The sequence below is a fragment of the Pacificoceanicola onchidii genome, assembly GCF_004804335.1.
Classification (GTDB): domain Bacteria; phylum Pseudomonadota; class Alphaproteobacteria; order Rhodobacterales; family Rhodobacteraceae; genus Pacificoceanicola; species Pacificoceanicola onchidii.
On record NZ_SRXY01000001.1, the window covers coordinates 1,028,240 to 1,047,136 of the forward strand.

At 59.4% G+C, this 18,897-nt stretch carries 20 protein-coding genes; 7 read left to right on the plus strand and 13 right to left on the minus strand.

The window, feature by feature from the left end:
- The first annotated feature begins 7 nt into the window (after positions 1 to 7).
- The gene (gene bhcD, locus E4662_RS05045; protein WP_136440147.1) at positions 8 to 973 is read left to right on the plus strand and encodes an iminosuccinate reductase BhcD; all 966 of its coding nucleotides are present in this window, start codon (positions 8 to 10) and stop codon (positions 971 to 973) included.
- A 2-nt stretch (positions 974 to 975) separates the two neighbouring features.
- Here bhcD and E4662_RS05050 read toward each other — a convergent pair whose 3' ends face one another.
- The 5 genes from E4662_RS05050 to puuE form a co-directional block, all read right to left on the minus strand.
- Positions 976 to 1,668: a nitroreductase family protein gene (locus E4662_RS05050; protein WP_136440148.1), complete on the minus strand. Its 693-nt coding sequence runs from the start codon at positions 1,666 to 1,668 to the stop codon at positions 976 to 978.
- Between the two features lie 104 nt (positions 1,669 to 1,772).
- A complete protein-coding gene (locus E4662_RS05055) occupies positions 1,773 to 2,480 on the minus strand; it encodes a DNA helicase (RefSeq protein WP_136440149.1) in 708 nt (235 codons plus the stop codon).
- 230 nt (positions 2,481 to 2,710) lie between these two features.
- Positions 2,711 to 4,126, minus strand: a complete 1,416-nt coding sequence (locus E4662_RS05060) for a uracil-xanthine permease family protein (RefSeq protein WP_136440150.1) — start codon at positions 4,124 to 4,126, stop codon at positions 2,711 to 2,713.
- Between the two features lie 47 nt (positions 4,127 to 4,173).
- A complete protein-coding gene (locus E4662_RS05065) occupies positions 4,174 to 4,671 on the minus strand; it encodes an ureidoglycolate lyase (RefSeq protein WP_136440151.1) in 498 nt (165 codons plus the stop codon).
- Entirely contained in the window at positions 4,668 to 6,080 is a 1,413-nt protein-coding gene (puuE, locus tag E4662_RS05070) for an allantoinase PuuE (RefSeq protein WP_168797891.1), read from the minus strand. The genes E4662_RS05065 and puuE overlap by 4 nt, the downstream gene beginning before the upstream one ends.
- A gap of 151 nt (positions 6,081 to 6,231) precedes the next feature.
- Between puuE and uraH the strand changes: the two genes are divergently transcribed.
- Positions 6,232 to 6,588 (plus strand): hydroxyisourate hydrolase, encoded by a 357-nt coding sequence (gene uraH, locus E4662_RS05075; RefSeq protein ID WP_136440152.1) that lies wholly within the window; start codon positions 6,232 to 6,234, stop codon positions 6,586 to 6,588.
- A gap of 588 nt (positions 6,589 to 7,176) precedes the next feature.
- Here uraH and E4662_RS05080 read toward each other — a convergent pair.
- Positions 7,177 to 8,082: a LysR family transcriptional regulator gene (locus tag E4662_RS05080; RefSeq protein ID WP_136440153.1), complete on the minus strand. Its 906-nt coding sequence runs from the start codon at positions 8,080 to 8,082 to the stop codon at positions 7,177 to 7,179.
- Between the two features lie 100 nt (positions 8,083 to 8,182).
- Here E4662_RS05080 and E4662_RS05085 point away from each other — a divergent pair, with 100 nt between their 5' ends.
- A complete protein-coding gene (locus tag E4662_RS05085) occupies positions 8,183 to 9,418 on the plus strand; it encodes a urate hydroxylase PuuD (protein ID WP_136440154.1) in 1,236 nt (411 codons plus the stop codon).
- A 71-nt stretch (positions 9,419 to 9,489) separates the two neighbouring features.
- Positions 9,490 to 10,515 carry a GlxA family transcriptional regulator gene (locus tag E4662_RS05090; protein WP_136440155.1) on the plus strand — a complete coding sequence of 342 codons (1,026 nt, stop codon included), beginning with the start codon at positions 9,490 to 9,492 and terminating at the stop codon, positions 10,513 to 10,515.
- Between the two features lie 12 nt (positions 10,516 to 10,527).
- Here E4662_RS05090 and E4662_RS05095 read toward each other — a convergent pair whose 3' ends face one another.
- On the minus strand, positions 10,528 to 11,730 hold the full coding sequence (locus E4662_RS05095; protein WP_136440156.1) for an aminopeptidase P family protein: 1,203 nt from the start codon (positions 11,728 to 11,730) through the stop codon (positions 10,528 to 10,530).
- 262 nt (positions 11,731 to 11,992) lie between these two features.
- On the opposite strand from E4662_RS05095, the gene E4662_RS05100 reads away from it, so the two are divergent.
- Positions 11,993 to 12,271, plus strand: coding sequence for a hypothetical protein (locus E4662_RS05100; protein WP_136440157.1), 279 nt, complete (start codon positions 11,993 to 11,995; stop codon positions 12,269 to 12,271).
- Positions 12,272 to 12,296: 25 nt separating this feature from the next.
- Here the strand turns inward: E4662_RS05100 and E4662_RS05105 are convergent, their stop codons facing one another.
- A complete protein-coding gene (locus E4662_RS05105; protein ID WP_136440158.1) occupies positions 12,297 to 12,944 on the minus strand; it encodes a L,D-transpeptidase in 648 nt (215 codons plus the stop codon).
- A gap of 180 nt (positions 12,945 to 13,124) precedes the next feature.
- Here E4662_RS05105 and E4662_RS05110 point away from each other — a divergent pair, with 180 nt between their 5' ends.
- Positions 13,125 to 13,751: an RHS repeat-associated core domain-containing protein gene (locus E4662_RS05110; RefSeq protein WP_276606299.1), complete on the plus strand. Its 627-nt coding sequence runs from the start codon at positions 13,125 to 13,127 to the stop codon at positions 13,749 to 13,751.
- A gap of 185 nt (positions 13,752 to 13,936) precedes the next feature.
- Positions 13,937 to 14,218: a hypothetical protein gene (locus tag E4662_RS05115; RefSeq protein ID WP_136440160.1), complete on the plus strand. Its 282-nt coding sequence runs from the start codon at positions 13,937 to 13,939 to the stop codon at positions 14,216 to 14,218.
- A gap of 51 nt (positions 14,219 to 14,269) precedes the next feature.
- Here E4662_RS05115 and E4662_RS05120 read toward each other — a convergent pair whose 3' ends face one another.
- From E4662_RS05120 to E4662_RS05140, 5 genes are all read right to left on the minus strand, one after another.
- The gene (locus E4662_RS05120) at positions 14,270 to 14,530 is read right to left on the minus strand and encodes a type II and III secretion system protein (protein ID WP_168797892.1); all 261 of its coding nucleotides are present in this window, start codon (positions 14,528 to 14,530) and stop codon (positions 14,270 to 14,272) included.
- Between the two features lie 20 nt (positions 14,531 to 14,550).
- Positions 14,551 to 15,975 carry an amidase family protein gene (locus tag E4662_RS05125; RefSeq protein WP_136440162.1) on the minus strand — a complete coding sequence of 475 codons (1,425 nt, stop codon included), beginning with the start codon at positions 15,973 to 15,975 and terminating at the stop codon, positions 14,551 to 14,553.
- Between the two features lie 113 nt (positions 15,976 to 16,088).
- Entirely contained in the window at positions 16,089 to 17,633 is a 1,545-nt protein-coding gene (locus tag E4662_RS05130; protein ID WP_136440163.1) for a trimethylamine methyltransferase family protein, read from the minus strand.
- A gap of 180 nt (positions 17,634 to 17,813) precedes the next feature.
- Positions 17,814 to 18,299 (minus strand): acyl-CoA thioesterase, encoded by a 486-nt coding sequence (locus E4662_RS05135; protein WP_136440164.1) that lies wholly within the window; start codon positions 18,297 to 18,299, stop codon positions 17,814 to 17,816.
- Between the two features lie 25 nt (positions 18,300 to 18,324).
- Positions 18,325 to 18,852 (minus strand): gamma carbonic anhydrase family protein, encoded by a 528-nt coding sequence (locus E4662_RS05140; RefSeq protein ID WP_136440165.1) that lies wholly within the window; start codon positions 18,850 to 18,852, stop codon positions 18,325 to 18,327.
- Between the last annotated feature and the right edge of the window lie 45 nt (positions 18,853 to 18,897).

Sequence of the window (18,897 nt, forward strand, 5' to 3'; positions counted from 1 at the left end):
GCAAACCATGCTCCTTATTCCTGAAAGTGAAATCGCGGGTCTGATGACCCGCGAGGCGGCCTTTGACGCCGTGGAGAAAGTCTTTGCAGCGATGGCCGCAAAAGACGCCTACAACTTCCCGGTGGTGCGCGAAGCCATCGGTCATGAAGACGCGCTTTATGGGTTCAAAGGCGGCTTCGACCAGGCTGGTCTGACTTTGGGTTTGAAGGCCGGAGGCTATTGGCCGAACAACCTTGAGAAACGCGGGCTGATCAACCACCAGTCCACCGTGTTCCTGTTTGATCCGGACACCGGAAAGCCTGCGGCTATGGTCGGCGGCAACCTGTTGACCGCGCTGCGCACGGCGGCGGCGTCTTCCGTGTCGATCAAACATTTGGCGCGGAACGACGCCAAGGTGATCGGCATGATCGGGGCGGGCCATCAGGCGACCTTTCAATTGCGTGCGGCGCTGGAACAGCGGCGTTTCGAGAAGGTCATCGGCTGGAACTACCACCCGGAGATGCTTCCGAACCTTGAGGCAGTCGCAAAGGACGCTGGAGTTCCGTTCGACGCGGTGGACCTGCCCGGCATGAGGGATGCGGATGTGATCATCTCGATCACCTCGGCCTTTGCACCTTCGTTGATGGCGGATCACGTCTCACCCGGAACGCACATCGCCTGCATGGGCACCGACACGAAAGGGAAGCAAGAGGTCGAGGCCGCGCTGCTCACCCGCGCAACAGTGTTCACCGACGAGGTCGCGCAGTCCATCAGCATCGGCGAGGCGCAACATGCCGTGGCCGATGGTCTGATCCGCGAAGAGGACGTCCTTCAGCTTGGCGCCGTGATCAACGGCACCCACTCGGGGCGCACATCGAACGATGAAATCACCCTCTTTGACGGCACCGGCGTGGGTCTGCAGGATCTTGCTGCAGCAGCGGCCGTTGTTGACCTCGCCGTTCAGCGCGGGGTTGCGATAGAGGTCGACTTCTAGCCTCAGTCGAACGTTGACATTACCACGTCCAGCGGTTTCTTCCGCTTGGCGACGGCTGGCACGGTGGCCTCTTCCGCCGGCCAGCCAACGGGCAGGATCATGACGGCTTTCTCATGCGAAGGGCGTCCGCACATGTCAGGCAGGAACTTCATCGGGTTGGGCGTGTGTTCAAGACACACGAGCCCGGCCTGATGGATCGCTGTAATCAGCATCCCCGTGGCAATCCCGACGCTTTCCGGCACGTAGTAATTCTTGTATCGCTCACCATCTTCGGTCAGCCCGAACCGTTGGGCAAAGACAACAATGAGCCACGGCGCTTTGGTCAGGTGCGGTTTCTCGACCCCTGTGCCAATCGGCTCCAGAGCCGCCAGCCATTCATCACCCCCACCGCCGCCATAAAAGCCGCGCTCTTCTTCCTCGGCAGCTTCGCGGATGGTGGCTTTCATCTCGGGATTGGAAATCGCAACAAAGTGCCACGGCTGATGGTTCGCCCCCGAAGGCGCGGTTGCGGCGGCCTCGATACAAGTGGTGATGATCTCCTTGGGCACGGGCCGATCCGAATAGTCCCGGACGGAATGCCGTTTGCGCATGTAGTCGCGAAAGCCCTGCACGGCTTCCAAAGCTTCCACGTCAGGCTTTTGCACCCGGTCAGGAAGCGGGAGCGGCTGGTAGGAAACCTCACCTTTTTTATACATCTCAGAGGGCCCTTCACTGTGATCTTCAGGCGGACCCTGCCCCGTCTTTGTCAGTGTTTCAAGATGGCGGCGAAGGATCAATTCGCCGCCCATTTGGCGTGCAATCACGCCGCCCGTTCAGCCTGAATCTGCCCCTCGTGCAGGAAACACAGCCGGTCAAACACGCCCAGATTAACCGGATTGGGCAACCGGATGTCATCGCGCCCCGGCATATTCCGGTCCGTCAGCTCAAAACTGCGGTCAATCTGCGAGATCACGGCGAAGATCGTACCGGTTCTCTGTGCATACGTTTTGAGATCGCGGAGCTGCGCATCAAGCGGTGGGTTGCTGCGCTTCTGATCGAGGAGTTGCAGGTAGTCGACCACAACCAGCGCCTGCCTGCCGAGAGACTCCAAGCGCTCAAGAATATGTCTGGCGCAGATTGCATCCGACGTATCAACCAACAGGGTTCTTTCCGTTTGCGATGCGCCGATACGGCTCAAGAGCACGTCAACATCGCGCCGCGTGTATTCAAGCGTAAAGAAACACCCCAGGCGATCGAGCGTCTGCGCCCGCGCTGCCAGCTCCAGACCCATCGAAGTCTTGCCCTGCCCCGGACGCGCTCCGATCAGCACAAGCTCACCGGGCGAAAGGTCTGAAAGCAGTTTCGCGGCAGGAGATTGTCGCGCCTGCTCAGCCGCAAGATGGCTCCAACGTTGGAAGCCCTGCTGCCGTGCCAGGCGATCCAGCGCTTCGTGCATGGGAATGGCGTCACGGCGGGACAACAGGCGCGCCTCGCGTTTGAGGCGGTAAAGCGGTGCGGAAAGACGCATGGGATTGCTCCTCTGCCGGGCGATACGCACAACCCCTCCGCATGTGTTTGCCCGGCACGTCAGACCAAAAATCATGGCGCTCGGCATGTGGGATGCTTCCCGAAAGGAGGGCGGAGGCCCGAGCAAGGCCTTGCTCAAGCGTGCCTGAAGCCTTGGTCCGGATCAAGAGCGCAGCGCGAAAAAGGCCCCCGTTTGGGGGGCCTTTGCTTCTTTGTTTCAGAGACTGAGGATCACTCCCCTGGAAGGCTGCCGCCCCCATGGCCGGCCATGCCGCCGCTGACCTCTTCGGTCGCCTCATCCGAAAGCTCTTCGGGCAGGACAAGGTTGAGGACGATGGCGATTACGGCTGCTGGCAGGATGCCGGAGGTGGCGAGCACCTTAATCGTGCCCGGCAAATACTGCAGCGCGCCCGGCTCCAGTTGCAGCCCGAGGCCAAGGCTCAGGGCGATGGCAAAGATCACCATGTTGCGGCGGTTCCAGTTCACATCAGACAGCATCGAGATGCCCGCCGCGACCACCATGCCAAACATGACAATCACGCCGCCGCCCAGAACCTCGATCGGGATCGAAGAAATCACAGCGCCGATTTTCGGGATCAGGCCGCAGACGATCAGGAAAATCGCGCCGATGGTCACAACCATGCGGCTCATAACACCGGTCATGGCAATCAGGCCGACGTTTTGGCTAAACGACGTGTTCGGCAACGCGCCGAAGAGACCGGAGATCGCCGTGCCGATCCCGTCCGCATAAGTCGCGCCCTGAATTTCCTTGTCCGTAGCTTCGCGGCCTGCGCCGCCCTTGGTGATGCCGGAGACATCGCCCACGGTTTCCACCGCCGAGACAAAGGACATCAGACAGAAACCGATCACCGCAGCGACGGAGAATTCGATGCCGAAGTGCAGCGGGTTCGGAAGGGCAAAGCTCGCGGCACGGCCAACGTTGCCAAGGTTCACTTCGCCCAAGGCAAAGGCCAACGCATAACCCGCGATCAGGCCAACGAGCACGGCAGAGACCGACAGCATGCCGCGCGCGTAGAACTTCAGTCCCAGCGTGACGACAATCACAGTGCTTGCCATCAACCAGTTGATGGCGCTGCCATATTCAGGCTTTCCGATGGCAGGAACACCGCCTGCAGCGTACTGAATACCGACCTTGACCAGCGCAAGACCGATCATCGTCACCACGAGCCCCGTCACCAGCGGCGGAAGGGCAAAGCGGATCTTGCCGATAAACAGGCCCAGAACCGCGTGGAAGAGGCCACCGACAACAATGCCACCCATGAGCACCGCAATGGCGTCCACCCCTTTGCCCGCAACCAGCGGGATCATGATCGGGATGAAGGCAAAGGAAGTCCCCTGCACAATCGGCAAACGTGCGCCTACCGGGCCGAGGCCGATGGATTGGAACAGGGTCGCGATGCCCGCAAAGAACATGGACATCTGGATCATGTAGATCATCTGCGGGAAGTCGGGCGAGTTCGAACCGAACCCAAAGCCCGCCGCGCCACAAACGATAATCGCCGGGGTGACGTTGGAGACAAACATCGCCAGCACGTGCTGGATGCCAAGCGGCACCGCCTTGATCATTGGCGGCGTGTAGTTGGGATCGCGGAGCTGTTCCGGCGTTCCGATGGACGTATCAGTCATGGGTGTTCCCTCTGTTGATGATGCGCACCGGTTGGCCCGGCGTCTTGTCAGGTTGCAGTGTCCGGTCCTTCAACAAGAACCGGTGTCTCGAGTTCCCATTCCTCGAGGTTGATGCCGTCGCCGATCCAGTCGATCACGGCAAAAAGGCCGGAGCCGGACAGCGGCGTCAGGACGCCGTGCCATGTGTTCCGGTGGAAATTGATCCCTTGGCCGGAGGCCGTCAGGAAGGCCTGCGGCACGCCCGGCTTGCCTGCGTCGTCCGGTGCGACGATGACAAGAAAGCCGTCCATGGACATCGGAAGAAAGGCCTGGCTGCCGAGCGGGTGGCGCTCCAGCAGGGTCAGTTCATAAGGCAAGGCTCGTAGCTCTGCCTGAAAGAGGCTGATGCCTGCCGTGCCTCCTTCGTCAAAGTCCAGCGTGGCGCAATCGTGGTATCGCCCGCACAGACCTTGGTTGATGATCTTGTCCGGCGCGCCACTTGTGTCGAGCACCTCGCCAAAGGGCGCGAAAGCCTCTGCCGTCAAAGGGGTCGCCGTGATCTTCATGCGCCAAACTTCTCAATCAGGCGCAATTCGGCGATGCGTTCGACCTGTTTGCAGGCCTCTTTGAACTCGGTGGCCCTGTCATTGTCGATGCGGCGGTGGAAGGCCTCAAGAATCGACGCCTTGGTGTTGTCCTTTACCGCGATGATAAAGGGAAAGCCGTGTTTTTCCGTGTAGTGCGTGTTCAGCTCGGTGAACGTCTCTCGCTCTTCGTCGGTCAGCATATCCAGTCCGGCACCCGCCTGCTCGGCGGTAGACTCAGCGGTCAGACGCCCCGCAGCGGCCAGCTTCCCGGCAAGATCCGGGTGCGCATTCAGTACGCCAAGGCGCTGCTCCTCGCTTGCTGACCGGAAAACACGGGCCAGCGCGTTGTGCACCCCGGCGGCGCTGTCGGTATAGGTGCCAAGCTCCAAGCCATGCGCCCCTTCGGCGATCCACGGTGAATGCTCAAACACCCCGCCAAACGCGGCAACAAAGGTCTCCTTGTCCATCTGCGACGGCGGCACGCCTTCGGGCGCGGGATGCTCTGAGGCCCAGTGATCGGCAATCTGTTCGCGCGTGGCGAACCAGACCCCCTCATGGCTCTGCATATAGTCCATGACGCGCTTCAACGCCGCCATGCGGCTCGGGCGTCCGATCAGACGGCAATGCAGGCCGATCGACATCATCTTGGGCGCACCCGCCTGCCCTTCGGCATAGAGAACGTCAAAGGCATCGCGCACCATCGCCTCGAAATCCGCACCTTGGGTGTAGCCCGCCTGAATGGCGAAGCGCATGTCGTTGCAGTCCATCGTGTAGGGAACGATCAGCTGATCGCGGCCCCCGGCTGTCGTCCAATAGGGCAAATCGTCGGAGTAACTGTCTGCGATATAGGCAAAATCGCCCTCTTCGGCGGCAAGATCGATCGTGTTCATCGAACAGCGCCCGGTGTACCAGCCGCGCGGCGGCTCGCCGACAACTTCGGTGTGCAAACGGATTGCTTCGCGGATTTGAGCGCGCTCTTCCTCGGCGGACATGTCCTTGTGTTCGATCCATTTCAGACCGTGCGACGCGATCTCCCAGCCTGCATCCTTCATCGCCTTCACCTGTTCCGGCGCGCGCGCCAAAGCCGTGGCAACGCCGTAGACCGTGATCGGCGTATCCTTCAGAAGATCATGCACCCGCCAGAACCCGGCGCGGCTGCCGTATTCATAGAGGGTTTCCATGTTCCAATGCCGCATCCCCGGCCAAGGCGCCGCGCCGGTGATTTCCGACAGGAAGGCCTCCGAAGCCGCATCCCCATGCAAGACGTTGTTTTCACCGCCTTCCTCATAGTTCAGCACGATCTGTACAGCGATCTTTGCGCCGCCCGGCCAGTTGGCATTGGGGATCCGGGGGCCATATCCAGCCATGTCGCGGGGATAACGTGTCACTTGACTTTCCTTCTGCTTGTACGCTTCATAAACCAGAAAATGCCGGCAGTTTTTCAAATTCTTTTTGAAAGAGCCTTCTGGCAGGGGACCTTTGCCCTTGCCATGCGCTGCCGCATAAAAAACAGACGCAGATTTGACAGGAGACCATTCAATGGCAGGCTATCTCACTACGCATGTTCTTGATACGGCACGGGGATGCCCCGCGGAAGGCATCCGTATCGCGCTCTACCGTGTCTCGGGCAATTCGCACAAAAAGATAGCAGAGACGGTGACAAATGCCGATGGCCGCACAGACGCGCCGATCTTGCCGGAAGGAAAGTTCAAGGTTGGTCACTATGAGCTGATCTTTTTCACCGGGGACTACTTGCGCAGCACTGGTCAGGCCGAAGGGGACATTCTATTCCTCGACCAAGTCCCGATCCGCTTCGGCGCATCAGACCCGGACGCGCACTATCACGTCCCGCTGCTGCTCTCGCCCTATGGGATGAGCACGTATCGGGGGAGTTGAGGTGTTCTGAGCGAGAAAGTCACTTCTTCAGAGTGTCCCTATTTGCGTAAACGTCTAAGGTATAGCCCGCCGTTCGCTGGTCTGTGATTGGACTGCAGGACTGCGGACAAAGCGGTCTTTGAATGTGAGCAGGCCAGATGTCGAGATTTGGCCTTGTGCAGTTATTGCCCACACCCGTCCCGAGCCTGATCCGGGACCTCTTGGAAAAAACTCAAGCCGCGCCTATCGACGGGCCGTGGTGCGGCGATGCAACCGTTGATCCCCTCAATTTATCCCAGCCACTGGCGCGCTAGGCCGGTGTAACGCCCAGCTACAAACCAATCGCCGTGCCGTGGGGACGGCCCGTCGATGGCGCGGCGGCCTGCGGCCTTGATTCCGCGCCTGGGGTGAGATGAACGGCCGCTCAAGGCCATTGCATCAGCGGCAATATACGCCAATCCAGAATACCGAAGGCTCGATGTGGAAGAACTCGGCAATTTAGAAAAAGTCGCTTCGGGGTCGAAAAACCACATCACGACCCGTCCGGGGTACCGCCCGTTCTGCCCGCGAACTCTCCCCCGGAGAGTTTGCCGCTGCGCGGACAGGGCCTCACCCCCGCACCTGCCCTGCAATCCGCTCGATCATGAACTCCATGAAGCGGCGCGTTTTCGGGTCCTGCATGCGGCGGTGGGTGAAGAGGCAGGCCATCTGGATCGGCTCGGGTGGCGTACTCACAGCAACCGGCACCAAAGCGCCCGAGGCAAGGTGATCCGCAATCTCAAAAATCGGCTTCATCGCCACCCCCTGCCCCGCCAGCGCCCAATCGGTTAGCACATCGCCGTCGTCGCACTCATAGCGCCCCGAGACGCGGAACCGCTTTGGCCCGTCCTCGGTGGTCAGGAGCCATTGAAACTCCGTCGCCCCCGGGAAGCGCAGGCTGAGGCATTCGTGGCTGTCCTTCACCAGATCATCCCCGCTCTGCGGCATCCCGCGCTTTGCGATATAGGACGGCGCGGCGCAGAGAACGCGCGGCACATCGGCAATCTTGCGAATACGCAGGGTGCTGTCCTCGGGCTGGCCAAGGAAAAACGAAAGGTCGAGTCCCTCGGTGGTCAAGTCCACCTTGCGATCCGTCAGACGCAGGCGGACGCTCACCTCCGGATATTGCTCAAGGAAACTAGGAACTTGCGGCGCGATCAAACGCCGACCAACCCCCAAAGGCGCGGCAACGTACAAAGCCCCGCGCAGGTTCTCCGTGATATTGGCAATCTGCGCCTCCGCGCCTTCGATGGCCTCAAGGATATCCGTCGCACCGCGATAAAAGCTTTTGCCCTGCTCAGTCGGCGTCAGGCTGCGTGTGGTGCGTTGGAAAAGCCGTACGCCCAAGTGCTCTTCAAGCTGCGAAATGCGCGAGGAGGTCACCGCCGGCGAAATGCGCAAATCCCGCCCAGCCGCGGACATGCTGCCCAATTCATAGACACGAACAAAGGTGCGGATGTTGTCGATGTAGGACATTCTTCGGTTTTATTTGATGCTGCTTGGTTTTTGTCAGAGATAGCAGAGGTAATAAGAAGAGCCTAGTGTGGCGAAAGCAACAGAAAATCAGGAGAGAGCGATGTACGACCTGGCCATCATCTGGGACTGGATCGCCTTCAGCGTCCGCTGGCTGCATGTCATCACTGCGATGGCATGGATCGGGGCATCCTTCTACTTCATCGCCTTGGATTTGATGCTCAAACCGGCGGAGAGCCTGCCCAAAGGGGCCTATGGCGAAGAGTGGGAAGTCCACGGCGGCGGGTTTTATCACACGGTGAAGTACCTTGTCGCCCCTGCGGAAATGCCGGAGCATCTGACATGGCACAAATGGCAGAGCTACACGACGTGGCTGTCCGGCGCGGCGCTTTTGATGATTGTCTACTGGGTGGGTGGGGAGCTTTTCCTGCTGGATCCGACCAAAGCGGACCTGTCTCTGTGGCAAGGGGTGCTGATTTCGGGCGGATCGCTGACCGTCGGCTGGCTGATCTACGATGCGCTGTGCAAATCCAAACTCAGCGAGCAGCCGACGCTGCTGATGCTGCTGCTCTTTGCCATGCTCGTGTTCATGTCATGGGGCTATAACGAGATTTTCACCGGGCGCGCAGCCTTGCTGCATCTCGGGGCGTTTACGGCCACGATCATGACAGCCAACGTCTTTTTCCAAATCATGCCCAATCAGCGCATCGTTGTGGCGGACCTGAAGGCCGGACGCACGCCGGATGCGAAATACGGCAAGATCGCCAAGGTGCGCTCGACGCATAACAACTATCTGACCCTGCCGGTGGTCTTCCTGATGTTGTCAAACCACTATCCGCTGTCGTTTGCGACGGAATACTCGTGGATCATCGCCTCGCTGATCTTCCTGACCGGCGTGACCATCCGGCATTACTTCAACACCATGCACAAGACGGGGAAAGGACCGCATTGGACGTGGTTTGTGACCGTAGTCCTGATGGTGATCATCGCCTGGCTGTCGTCTGTGCGGGGCGGCGAGACCTATGAAGAGGCCGAAGCCCGCGCCATGACTCCCTTTGAAGAGAAATACGCCAGCGCAGAAGGGTTCGAAGACGCCTATTATGCCGTGGTTGGCAGCTGCTCAATGTGCCATGCGCGGGAGCCGTCCTGGGACGGCATCCGCTGGGCGCCCAAGGATATCGTGCTGGAGACCGAGGCGGATGTGGCGCGCCATGCGGATCAGATTTACCTGCAAGCGGGCCTCAGCCACGCCATGCCGCCGCCCAACGCGGTAGAGATGGACATCGAAGACCGCGATCTGATTGTCGCCTGGGTGCGGGAAGTCCGAAACTCGGACTGACCTGCCCTTGCGCCCGGTTTGGCTCTGGCTGCATTATGCGCTTACCGCTCCGACGCAGACTTCGGCCAAACATGACGACAAAAACCACCACACCAAACGCACCGAACGAGGCGCTGATTCCGGCAGGAGCGTTTCGATATCCACTCGACGGCGTGCCCCAAACCCGGTGGTTCGGGTTTCTGCTGGTGCCGGATTTCACGCTTCTGGCCTTTTCATCGGCGCTTGACCCGCTGCGCATCGCCAATCAACTGTCGCAAAAGCCGCTTTATGGATGGCGTGTTCTGTCATCCGACGGTGGACCGGTTCAATCGTCCTCTGGAATCGAGATAGGCGCCCAGGGCGACCTGTCCTGCATTTCAAGCGATCTTCATCTTCTGGTCTGCTCGGGAAACAACGGTATCCAGATGGCTCCGGAAAACCTTGTTGCAGCGGTACGCAAGCATGCACGCTTTGGCGGACGGGTTGGCGGTATCTGCTCGGGAGCGGGCACATTGGCGCGGGCCGGTCTGCTGAATGGAAAACGCTTCACCCTGCATTGGGAGAACCAGCCGGGGTTTCTCGAAGCCTTTCCTGATCTCTCCCCGTCCCGCGCACGGTTCGAGGTGGATGGAAATCTTGTGACCTGCAGCGGTGGCTCCGCGGCGACTGAAATGATGGTGAGGATGATCGCCGAAGATCACGGGGAAGACTTTGCCATAGCCGTGGCGGACATGTGCCTGAACACCGCCGATTCCGCTCCGGACCGGGAACAGCGCTCTTCGATCGCGCGCGCCATCGACTCGCGCAATCCCAAGCTCCTGCACGTGCTGCGCGCCATGTACGCTAACGTCGAAGAGCCCCTGCCGCTCGATACACTGGCCGAAAACGCCGGCCTGTCGCGCCGCCATATGGAACGTCTGTTCACCTCCGTGCTGGGCGAAGCCCCGGCTTCGACCTATCGCAACATCAAGCTCGACAAGGCGCGGGCTTTGTTTGCCGAAACCGATATGAGCGTTACGGACGTGGCGGTGGCCACCGGGTTCACCTCCGCCGGGGTATTGTCCCGCCATTTCAAGGCACGGTTTGGGGAAACGCCTTACGGCAAACGCAAGGCGTAACCCTTCTGTACTTTAACCGACGACGTTGAACTCCGGACCATAAGGGTAGCCGGTAATGTTCTCATTCCCCTCATCCGTGATGATCAGGATGTCGTGCTCCCGGTAACCACCCGCGCCCGGCGACCCTTCGGGGATGGTGAGCATCGGCTCCATCGAAATGACCATGCCCGGCTCCAACATCGTGTCGATGTCCTCGCGCAGTTCCAGCCCCGCTTCGCGGCCATAGTAGTGCGAGAGCACCCCGAACGAATGCCCGTAACCAAAGGTGCGGTATTGCAGCAGGTCGCGCTCGGCGAAGAAGGCGTTGATCTGCTCAGTGACCTCCGAGCACTTTGCACCGGGCTTCAGCAAGGACATGCCATATTCATGCGCCGCCACGTTGGCTTCCCAAATCTTGAGCGAGGCGTCATCGACCTCTCCGACAAACATCGTGCGCTCAAGGGCGGTGTAATAGCCCGAGATCATCGGGAAAGTATTGAGCGACAGGATATCGCCGCGTTGCAGTTGCCGTGCCGTAACCGGGTTGTGCGCGCCGTCGGTGTTGATTCCGGATTGGAACCAAACCCAGGTGTCGCGGTACTCCGCATCCGGGAAACGTTTCGCAATCTCAAGCTCCATCGCATCACGGCCCGCCATGGCCACGTCAATCTCGCGCGCGCCTTCGCGGATGGCATCCTTGATCGCAAAACCGCCGACATCGGCAACATTCGCACCATGCCGGATCAGCGCCAGTTCAGCAGGAGATTTGTGCATCCGCTGCACCATTGTAGCCGGCGCGATATCAAGCGTGGCGGAAGGCTTCAGAAAGTCTTCAAGCAGATCACGCTGTGCCAAAGTCAGGTGATCGCCTTCATACCCGATCACACGCCCTTCGCCGGTGACGGACAGGATCGCCCGCCAATAGTTGTTCCTCTTCCAATCGGTATAGGTGATGTTGTCACCATGACAGCGCCGCCACGGCTGCGCCGCGTCGATGCCGGCGCTGATGGTAACGCTTTCGGTCTCTGTCACCACAAGGCCGTAGGGGCGGCCAAAGCTGCAGTAGAGAAATCCGGAATAATAGGCGATGTTGTGCATGGAGGTGAAAACACAGGCCTCCACACCGGCCTCTTCCATGCGCGCGCGCAGGCCCGCAAGCCGCGCATCATATTCTTCGGAAGCGAACGGCAAAACGCGGTCACCTTGGTGGAAACGGTAAAAATCGGGACGGTCCATCGGAACATTCCTCTTCGTTGTGCAGACGACAAGAGGAACGATCTCCCCTCCCCGCCAAACGGAAAAGCAAGACCCCGGCGTTCAGGATGGGTGAGTAGGGCGCGTCTCATAACGCTGGCGACGCCATCGCCTGCCCTGTGCCAATCTATGGCCCGGAATCGGCGTTCAGGCAAGTGTGATGAGCGGTTAACGCGGGTGCGGTCTTGCGGTGCGATCAATCCGGTGCAAGTTTGGGCGAAACGGTATCAGTGGAACGGACCCAATGACCAAAACTTTGACGTTGTTTGCCTTGCCAGTTGCCCTTTTGGGTCTTGCCGCCTGCGAGCCGGTTCCCGGTGGAGACGGCGCGCCTACGGGCGGGATCGTGACCGTGCCGGACTCCGTCTCCTCCATCGCGGCGCCGTTCCAGGATCTGACCACGGCGCGGATCAACCCGACGGATGGGTGTTTCTGGTACACGCACAAAGGGCCAGTGGAGACGACACAGCTGCCGCTGCGCACCTCCGCCGGGAACCCGATCTGCACCCGCCCTCAGAGTTAGAGCCTCCGCCTCAAAACCTGAGGCTCTAAAGCGGGCTGCCGTCCGTCGGGTAGAGATAGGCGGTCACGCCTTTGTCCACGTTGTCATAGAGCGTGTTGATATGGGCCATGACCATCCGCACACAGCCTGAACTCGCGCGCGTTCCGATGGAGCGCGGCGCAGGCGTGCCGTGAATGCGCAGGTAGGTGTCGCGGCTGCCCTGATAGAGGTACAAGGCCCTTGAGCCCAAAGCATTGCCCGGACCCGGCGGCTGACCACCATCGGCCCATCGTGCGTATTTCTCGGGCTCGCGTTTGATCATCGCCGGGGTCGGCACCCAGCGCGGCCATTTCGCCTTGCGCTTGATGGTGTAGACGCCCGGCTCATAAAGCCCGTCCCGACCAATCGCCACACCATAGCGCATCGCCGTACCGCCTTCCTCGATGTGGTAGAGATATCGGGCAACCGCATCCACATGCACATCACCGGGCTTGAGATCGGCATTCGCCTTGACCCGCCGTGGCAGAAGCCGCGGATGCAGCCCCCACGGATTGCTGGTTTCGAGATCGAAGGCTTCGGGAGTCACCTGAACATCCCACCCATCCCAATCCCCCGGCGCGGCCAAAGCGGGCCGGATCAAGCCGGGCGTGGCCAAAGCGGCAAGGGAGGCAATCATGGTTCGTCTGGTAAACATGGGGAACGGTCCTGTTTTGCACTGTCTTGCTGCATAGAATCGCCAAATCCCAGCCAGAAGCAAACGCTATCTGCGCGAAGGTCTTCACTTTTGGCGGCGCAACACTGCGGTCGGTTCGACTTTTGTCAGTAGTCCCCCTGGATCGAACAGATCGCCCCGCCTGTCGAGACCAAAGGCTGGATCGGTGAGCGCTATGACGCGGGCGCGGGACTGCAATACCTCAACGCCCGGTATTACGACCCAGAGTTGGCAGTGTTCATCCAGCCGGACTGGTTCGAGGTGACCAAGGCTGGGGTTGGGACGAACAGGTATTCCTATTCGTTCAACGATCCGGTGAATTTGAGGGATCCAAGCGGAAACGAGATGAAACCGATGCCCGCTTCTCAGCTGTGGTACGAAGCCTCAAGGCGACAAATTTTAGGAGCACCAGAAAAATACTGGTGGGGTGGCAACACATTTGAAAACGCGGTACTCCGCTCAATGGGTCTCCCCAAAAACACCAGTAAGCATTATTCGGCCGAACGCGCAGTCCTAAGCAAAAACGGTTGGAGCAACGTGATTCCAGACAGTAAAGTGGTGTCAGAAGCAGTAAGCCGTCTCGGCCTTGAAGGAGTAGTAATTACTTCTGGCGAAAAGGGGTTCGGCCTCGGCTTTATTGAAGTCAAGGCCACTAGTGGCACCATCGGGTTGAAAACAGGAGATTATCAACTACAGGGCCACATTGATGCACTTTCGAATTTGCCTGGTAGCGGCACCAAGGAACTCTGGCTTGTGACGACGTCAGATGCTAAGATTGATCCATCTTAGATCGAGGGTGCGACGGGCAAGGGAGTTGTCGTTGTTCACAGCGTCGCTACATACGACTACGAGACAAAAAAGATGACTGTCGGCGATGGCGTTGTCATGAATCCAAGTGTCGCGCCTGAAAGCGGTAAGACACGCACCTACCAGCCTGAACCAACCGAAGTTGACTTGATTGAGGACTGAAGAACGTGGGCGGAAAGAGAAAAATTGCAAAGAAAACGGTGATTTCTGGCAGGGAAAAGGTAGATTCTGCTTTGAATGACTTGAAGCTAAACCCCAGAAGCGATCTTCTTGCTATATTTAAGAAAACAATTCCTGCAGTGGTAAACCAAGAGTTCCTTGGAGATGACGAAGGAAAGATCTATTGCCTAGATAAAAATAGGAATTTCGTAGTAATATTTTCTAACATTGACGAATTCGACATTCATATGAGAAATGTGGCGGCTAACATTGATGTCAACGAAGACTAGGAATAATCAGCTCACGAGTTTGCGGTAGTTGCCTTTTTCGCGTCCTTTCCCCTACCGCACCACATCCGAAACCGTATGCCGCGGCGCCCCCAGCCCTGTGCTCAGAATAGAATTCGCCCCATTGAGCTTATTCCGCCAATAGGCAGTCACATCCCCGGCCTGCGCCGCATTATGAATGACGCGGGGGCGGATCATGATGATGAGTTCCGTGCGGTCTTTCGAGGAATCCTTCGTCCGGAACAACCCGCCAACCACCGGCACCCGCCCCAGCCCCGGCACCTCCGCGCGGGTCTTGTTATCTCGCTCCTGCACCAGCCCGGCCAAGGTCCGCGTCAGCCTATCTGATCCCACAACGTTGTGCACACGGGCGGGATCTGCGCCTCAATCGCCTGCATCGCATCGACGATCAGGTCTTCGCGCCATCTGCGCCCGGCGATCTGCACGCCGACGGGCTGTGCACCGCCCGGCATCTGGGCGATATGGGTCGGCATGTTCCCGGCGGGCAACCCGAGAAAGTTCATGATGAAGGACCAATGCGCCTGCCCGAGCACTTCGCGCACGCCGTCCACTCCTTCGGTGTCGCGGCCCGGTTTGAAAAACGGCGTCACCATGAACGGGGTCAGGACAAGCGGGTAGTCCTGCAAAAACAGGGACCACTGCCGTGCGTAATGGGTACGCTTGGCCAGCATGGCGAGCGCTTCGCGGTTCTCGAACGGCGGATATTCGGCAAAGTAGATGTCGAACAAGGCATTCACCGTCTCCGAACCGTATTTGCGAATGTCCTCTCTCAGGAGCGCCTGAACCTCGGTCATCAACGAGCGGTATCCGACCTCTCCGGTCTCGAAAGCCAGCGGGGGGTCCACCTCTTCCACGGCATAGCCCGCGTTCGACAGGGCAGAGGCGGCCTTGTCGAGTGCCGTGCCAACCTCCGGATGCAGGCCGAAGCCAAGGTCATCGCGGGTGAAGGCAACCCGGATCGGGCGCTCCAAAGGCGCCCCCTGCCATGGCATCGGAACGTGAAACGGATCGCGCGGGTCCGGAGTAATCAGGGACGGCATGGACAGATGCAGATCGGCTGCGTTGCGTGCAAGCAACCCTTGCACCGACATCGATTGCGCGAGCAGGCCGCGCTCCACCGACTGGCTCGGGTTCCATGCGGGCACGCGGCCCAGCCCTGGTTTGACCGTAACCGCCCCATTGGCCGCAGCCGGAAACCGCAGCGAGCCGCCAATATCATTGCCATGCGCCAACGCCCCGATCCCGGCCATGACCGCAGACCCGGCCCCGCCAGAGGATCCGCCCGGCGAAACATGCCGCCCCCAAGGATTGTGCGTGCGCCCAAACAGCGGGTTGTCGGTATCCGCACGAAAGGAGAATTCAGGCGTGTTTGTACGGCCAATCACAATCGCACCGGCTGCTTTCAGATTGCGCACAACCGGCGCATCGTCCGGCGCAATCAGATCCTTGAGCGCGGCCACACCGTTGCTTGTGGCGTATCCTTTCTGATCGACGTTGATCTTGATCGTGACCGGCACGCCATGCAGCGGCCCTTTTGGCGCGCCCTGCGCATCGAGCGCTGCAGCTTGTGCCCTTGCTTCATCCGCAAGACTTTCGACCACGGCATTCAGGTCAGGGTTGACCTGTTCCATGCGCGCGATGGCCGCCTCCGTGACCTCGGAAACAGACACAGATCCGGCTTGTGTTGCCCGAACGATTTCGTTGGCGGGCCACTGCCAAATCGGGGCGTCCTGGGGCATTGCGCGTCCTTTCGAAACTTCTGAACCGGATTGGCGATTACTCCTATATAGAACGCGTATTCTTGGCCGAACACCACTCCTGATTGCAAGCAGGCCGTCCGTGTGGCCATCCGCTAATGCATATGCTCTTTGGGAAAATGAATCTTGTGACGTGCGCGGATCAAATCATCGGTCGCCGCGCTGATATGTGTCGGGAAATGCTGGCTGAGCAACGCTCTTGCCCGCTCTTTTGCACGGCCCTGCATGTCCACACCGCCCGCTTCGGCCCACGCATCCGGACTGTTCCGGTCGCTGAGCGGCGGATAGAAGTAGTCACGCTGCATCGCGGCCAAGGTCTGATCCCCTCCCAAAAAATGTCCTTCGCCCCGAATGGCCTGTTCTATCGCATCGAGGTTCAGCGTTTCGCCGTTGACCTCCACGCCGCGCACAACCCGCTGAACGGAACCGAGGATATCGTTGTCGATGACGAATCCTTCGAACGACACGCCAAGCAGACTGCCGAACATGCCTGCGGATTCGTAGACCAAGTTGCCGCCGGCCAATCCGGCCGCCAGCGTTGTCAGCCCTTTTTCATAACCCGCCTGCGCGTCGGGCAGCTTTGAATCTGTCATGGAGGCGGCGACACCGGAAATGAGCCCGAGGCTGTTCGTGAGCTGAGCCGACCCCGCGTTGAGGATCGCCATTTCAGCGCTTCCCCCGGCAAAAGCCCCGGTGCGCAGGTCCACGACAAACGGCCAATTCGAGAAGATCACCGGATGGCCCGGCTTAAGCAGATCAATGAGAACCAGCGCGGCAAGGGTCTCGGCAAGCGATTGCGCCAACATGCCGGCCAGTGGCGCAGGCGCAGTCGCCCCGGATTGGGCGGCAATGATCGTGTTCACGGGCATGTTGTGGCGCAGCGCCGCCTGAGCCACGTCCACAGCGTCCTCACCATAGCGCATTGGGGAAATGATCGGCGAGATATGTGCCTTGCAAAACGGCCGCTTTTTGAAAGCGCCCGGCTCACCGAGGATCATATCAAAGAGGTCTACGCAGGCGTCCACGTGGCTGCCAAAGCTGAAGCTGTTGCCAATCGGTTTCGTGGTACCGCTCGCTATGGCGTAAGCGGTATTCACGTCCAGATCGAAAATGTCCGCCATATCGGTGGCAACGCAACAGCGCGTGAACCAGCAGATGTTTTCCAATTGATCCGCGAGCCGCGCAAAATCATAGACGTCCCGCAGCGTGGACGGCCGATATGCGCCGCTTTCCAGATCAAGTGTTTGCACGGCTGCACCGCCAGTACCGAAACGCACAGCTTGCTTGCTGACCTCGAAATCATGTTTTGGGTCCTGACCAAAGAGCGTCAGTGATTTCGGTGTAGACGCGATGATGTCCTCGACGAAATCGCGGCTATAGATCAGCCGCCCATGACTATCGATTTTGCAGCCCCGCGCCAGTGCAAGGTCTAGCACAACCTCGGGAACATCGCCAATGCCGATGGTCGCCAAAAGCCGGAAAGCAGCATCAACAATGGCGGCGCACTGGCTTTCCGTCAAAGGACGGTATTGCCCGCCGGGCAATCCGGACGGCGCCGGGTTCGGAACCTCCTCTCCGGGGTTCATGCGCGACGCCACGCGCGCCGCGCGGCCTCCGGCTCTGGAACGACGGTTCGACATACTCAGCCTCCGGATCGATTGGGACATGCCGAAAAACTCTGGCGCTGATCCGGTTGCGAGACAAGAATTCTTTCTCGTCCGCCCGAGGCTTTGTGCACCTGGCGGGTTGGCGGCCGTTTCCATTTCCAAAGGTCACACCGATACGTGGGATGATACTTCAGCGGTCCAAGGCTTAACCGCTTATCGCCTGTCGCGTTTCACCGCGCTATCGCGTTTCGAAATCGTATCAATGAGCGATTGATTCAATGGGACGGATTTGCCGGTCTTGCCGTCGATCGTGACAATCGTGCAGGCCGCTTCGGCCTTGACGTCCCCGTCACAAAAGATCGCGTGCTTCATCGTCCAGGACGTTCGGCCGTACTGCGCACTTCTGGTGGCAACGATGTACTTTTGCCCCAGATGCAAAGGGGCGTGGTAGTCGAGCTGAAGGCTGCGCACGACAAGGGTCGGCCGGTTTTCGGAGACGTAATCGGAAATCCCGTAGTTCACGAAATACGAAATGCGGGCGTTTTCGAGCCAAACGACATAAGCCGCATTGTTCACGTGGTTCAGGACATCAAGTTCTGAAAACCGGACAATGTCTTCATGGCCGAACGTCCAAGGCTCGGGAATACCCTCTTTGCGAAGTTCACTTGTTGAAAGACAGGGGAATCCGGATAAGGACAAGACCTCTACCTCTCCATTTGGTTTATTACACTACCGCGAGGCCACCTCTGAAGCGCCGCATCTGTTGCTGGTAGTGCACTGCTGATGCTTCTAGCCCTTTCGACTCCGCTTCTTCAAGTTGACGCACGATCCGCCCCGGCGCGCCCATGACCAAGGCGCGCGGTGGAATGACTTTGTTTTCCGGGATCAGCGCGCCCGCGCCGATCAAGGCACCTTCGCCAATAACAGCTCCGTTCAGGATCGTGGCACCCATGCCAATCAGTGCGCCATCCCCTATTGTGCAGCCGTGCAAAATCGCCTTGTGCCCGATGGTGCAATTGACACCGATCCGAAGTGGGAAGCCGGGGTCCGTGTGCAATACACAGTTTTCCTGAACATTGCTCCCGGCACCAACGCAAATCAGTTCGTTGTCACCACGCACGGTTGAGCCGAACCAGATCGAGACGCCATCATCAAGTGCGACATTGCCAATCACGTTGGCGTCCGGGGCGATCCAGTAGTCCCCAGTGTCCGGCAATCGCGGACTGAGCCCGTCCAAAGTATAAGTCGGCAAATCCAAACCTCGTGTTTGCGGTACCAAAAGCGATCTGGGTGAGCG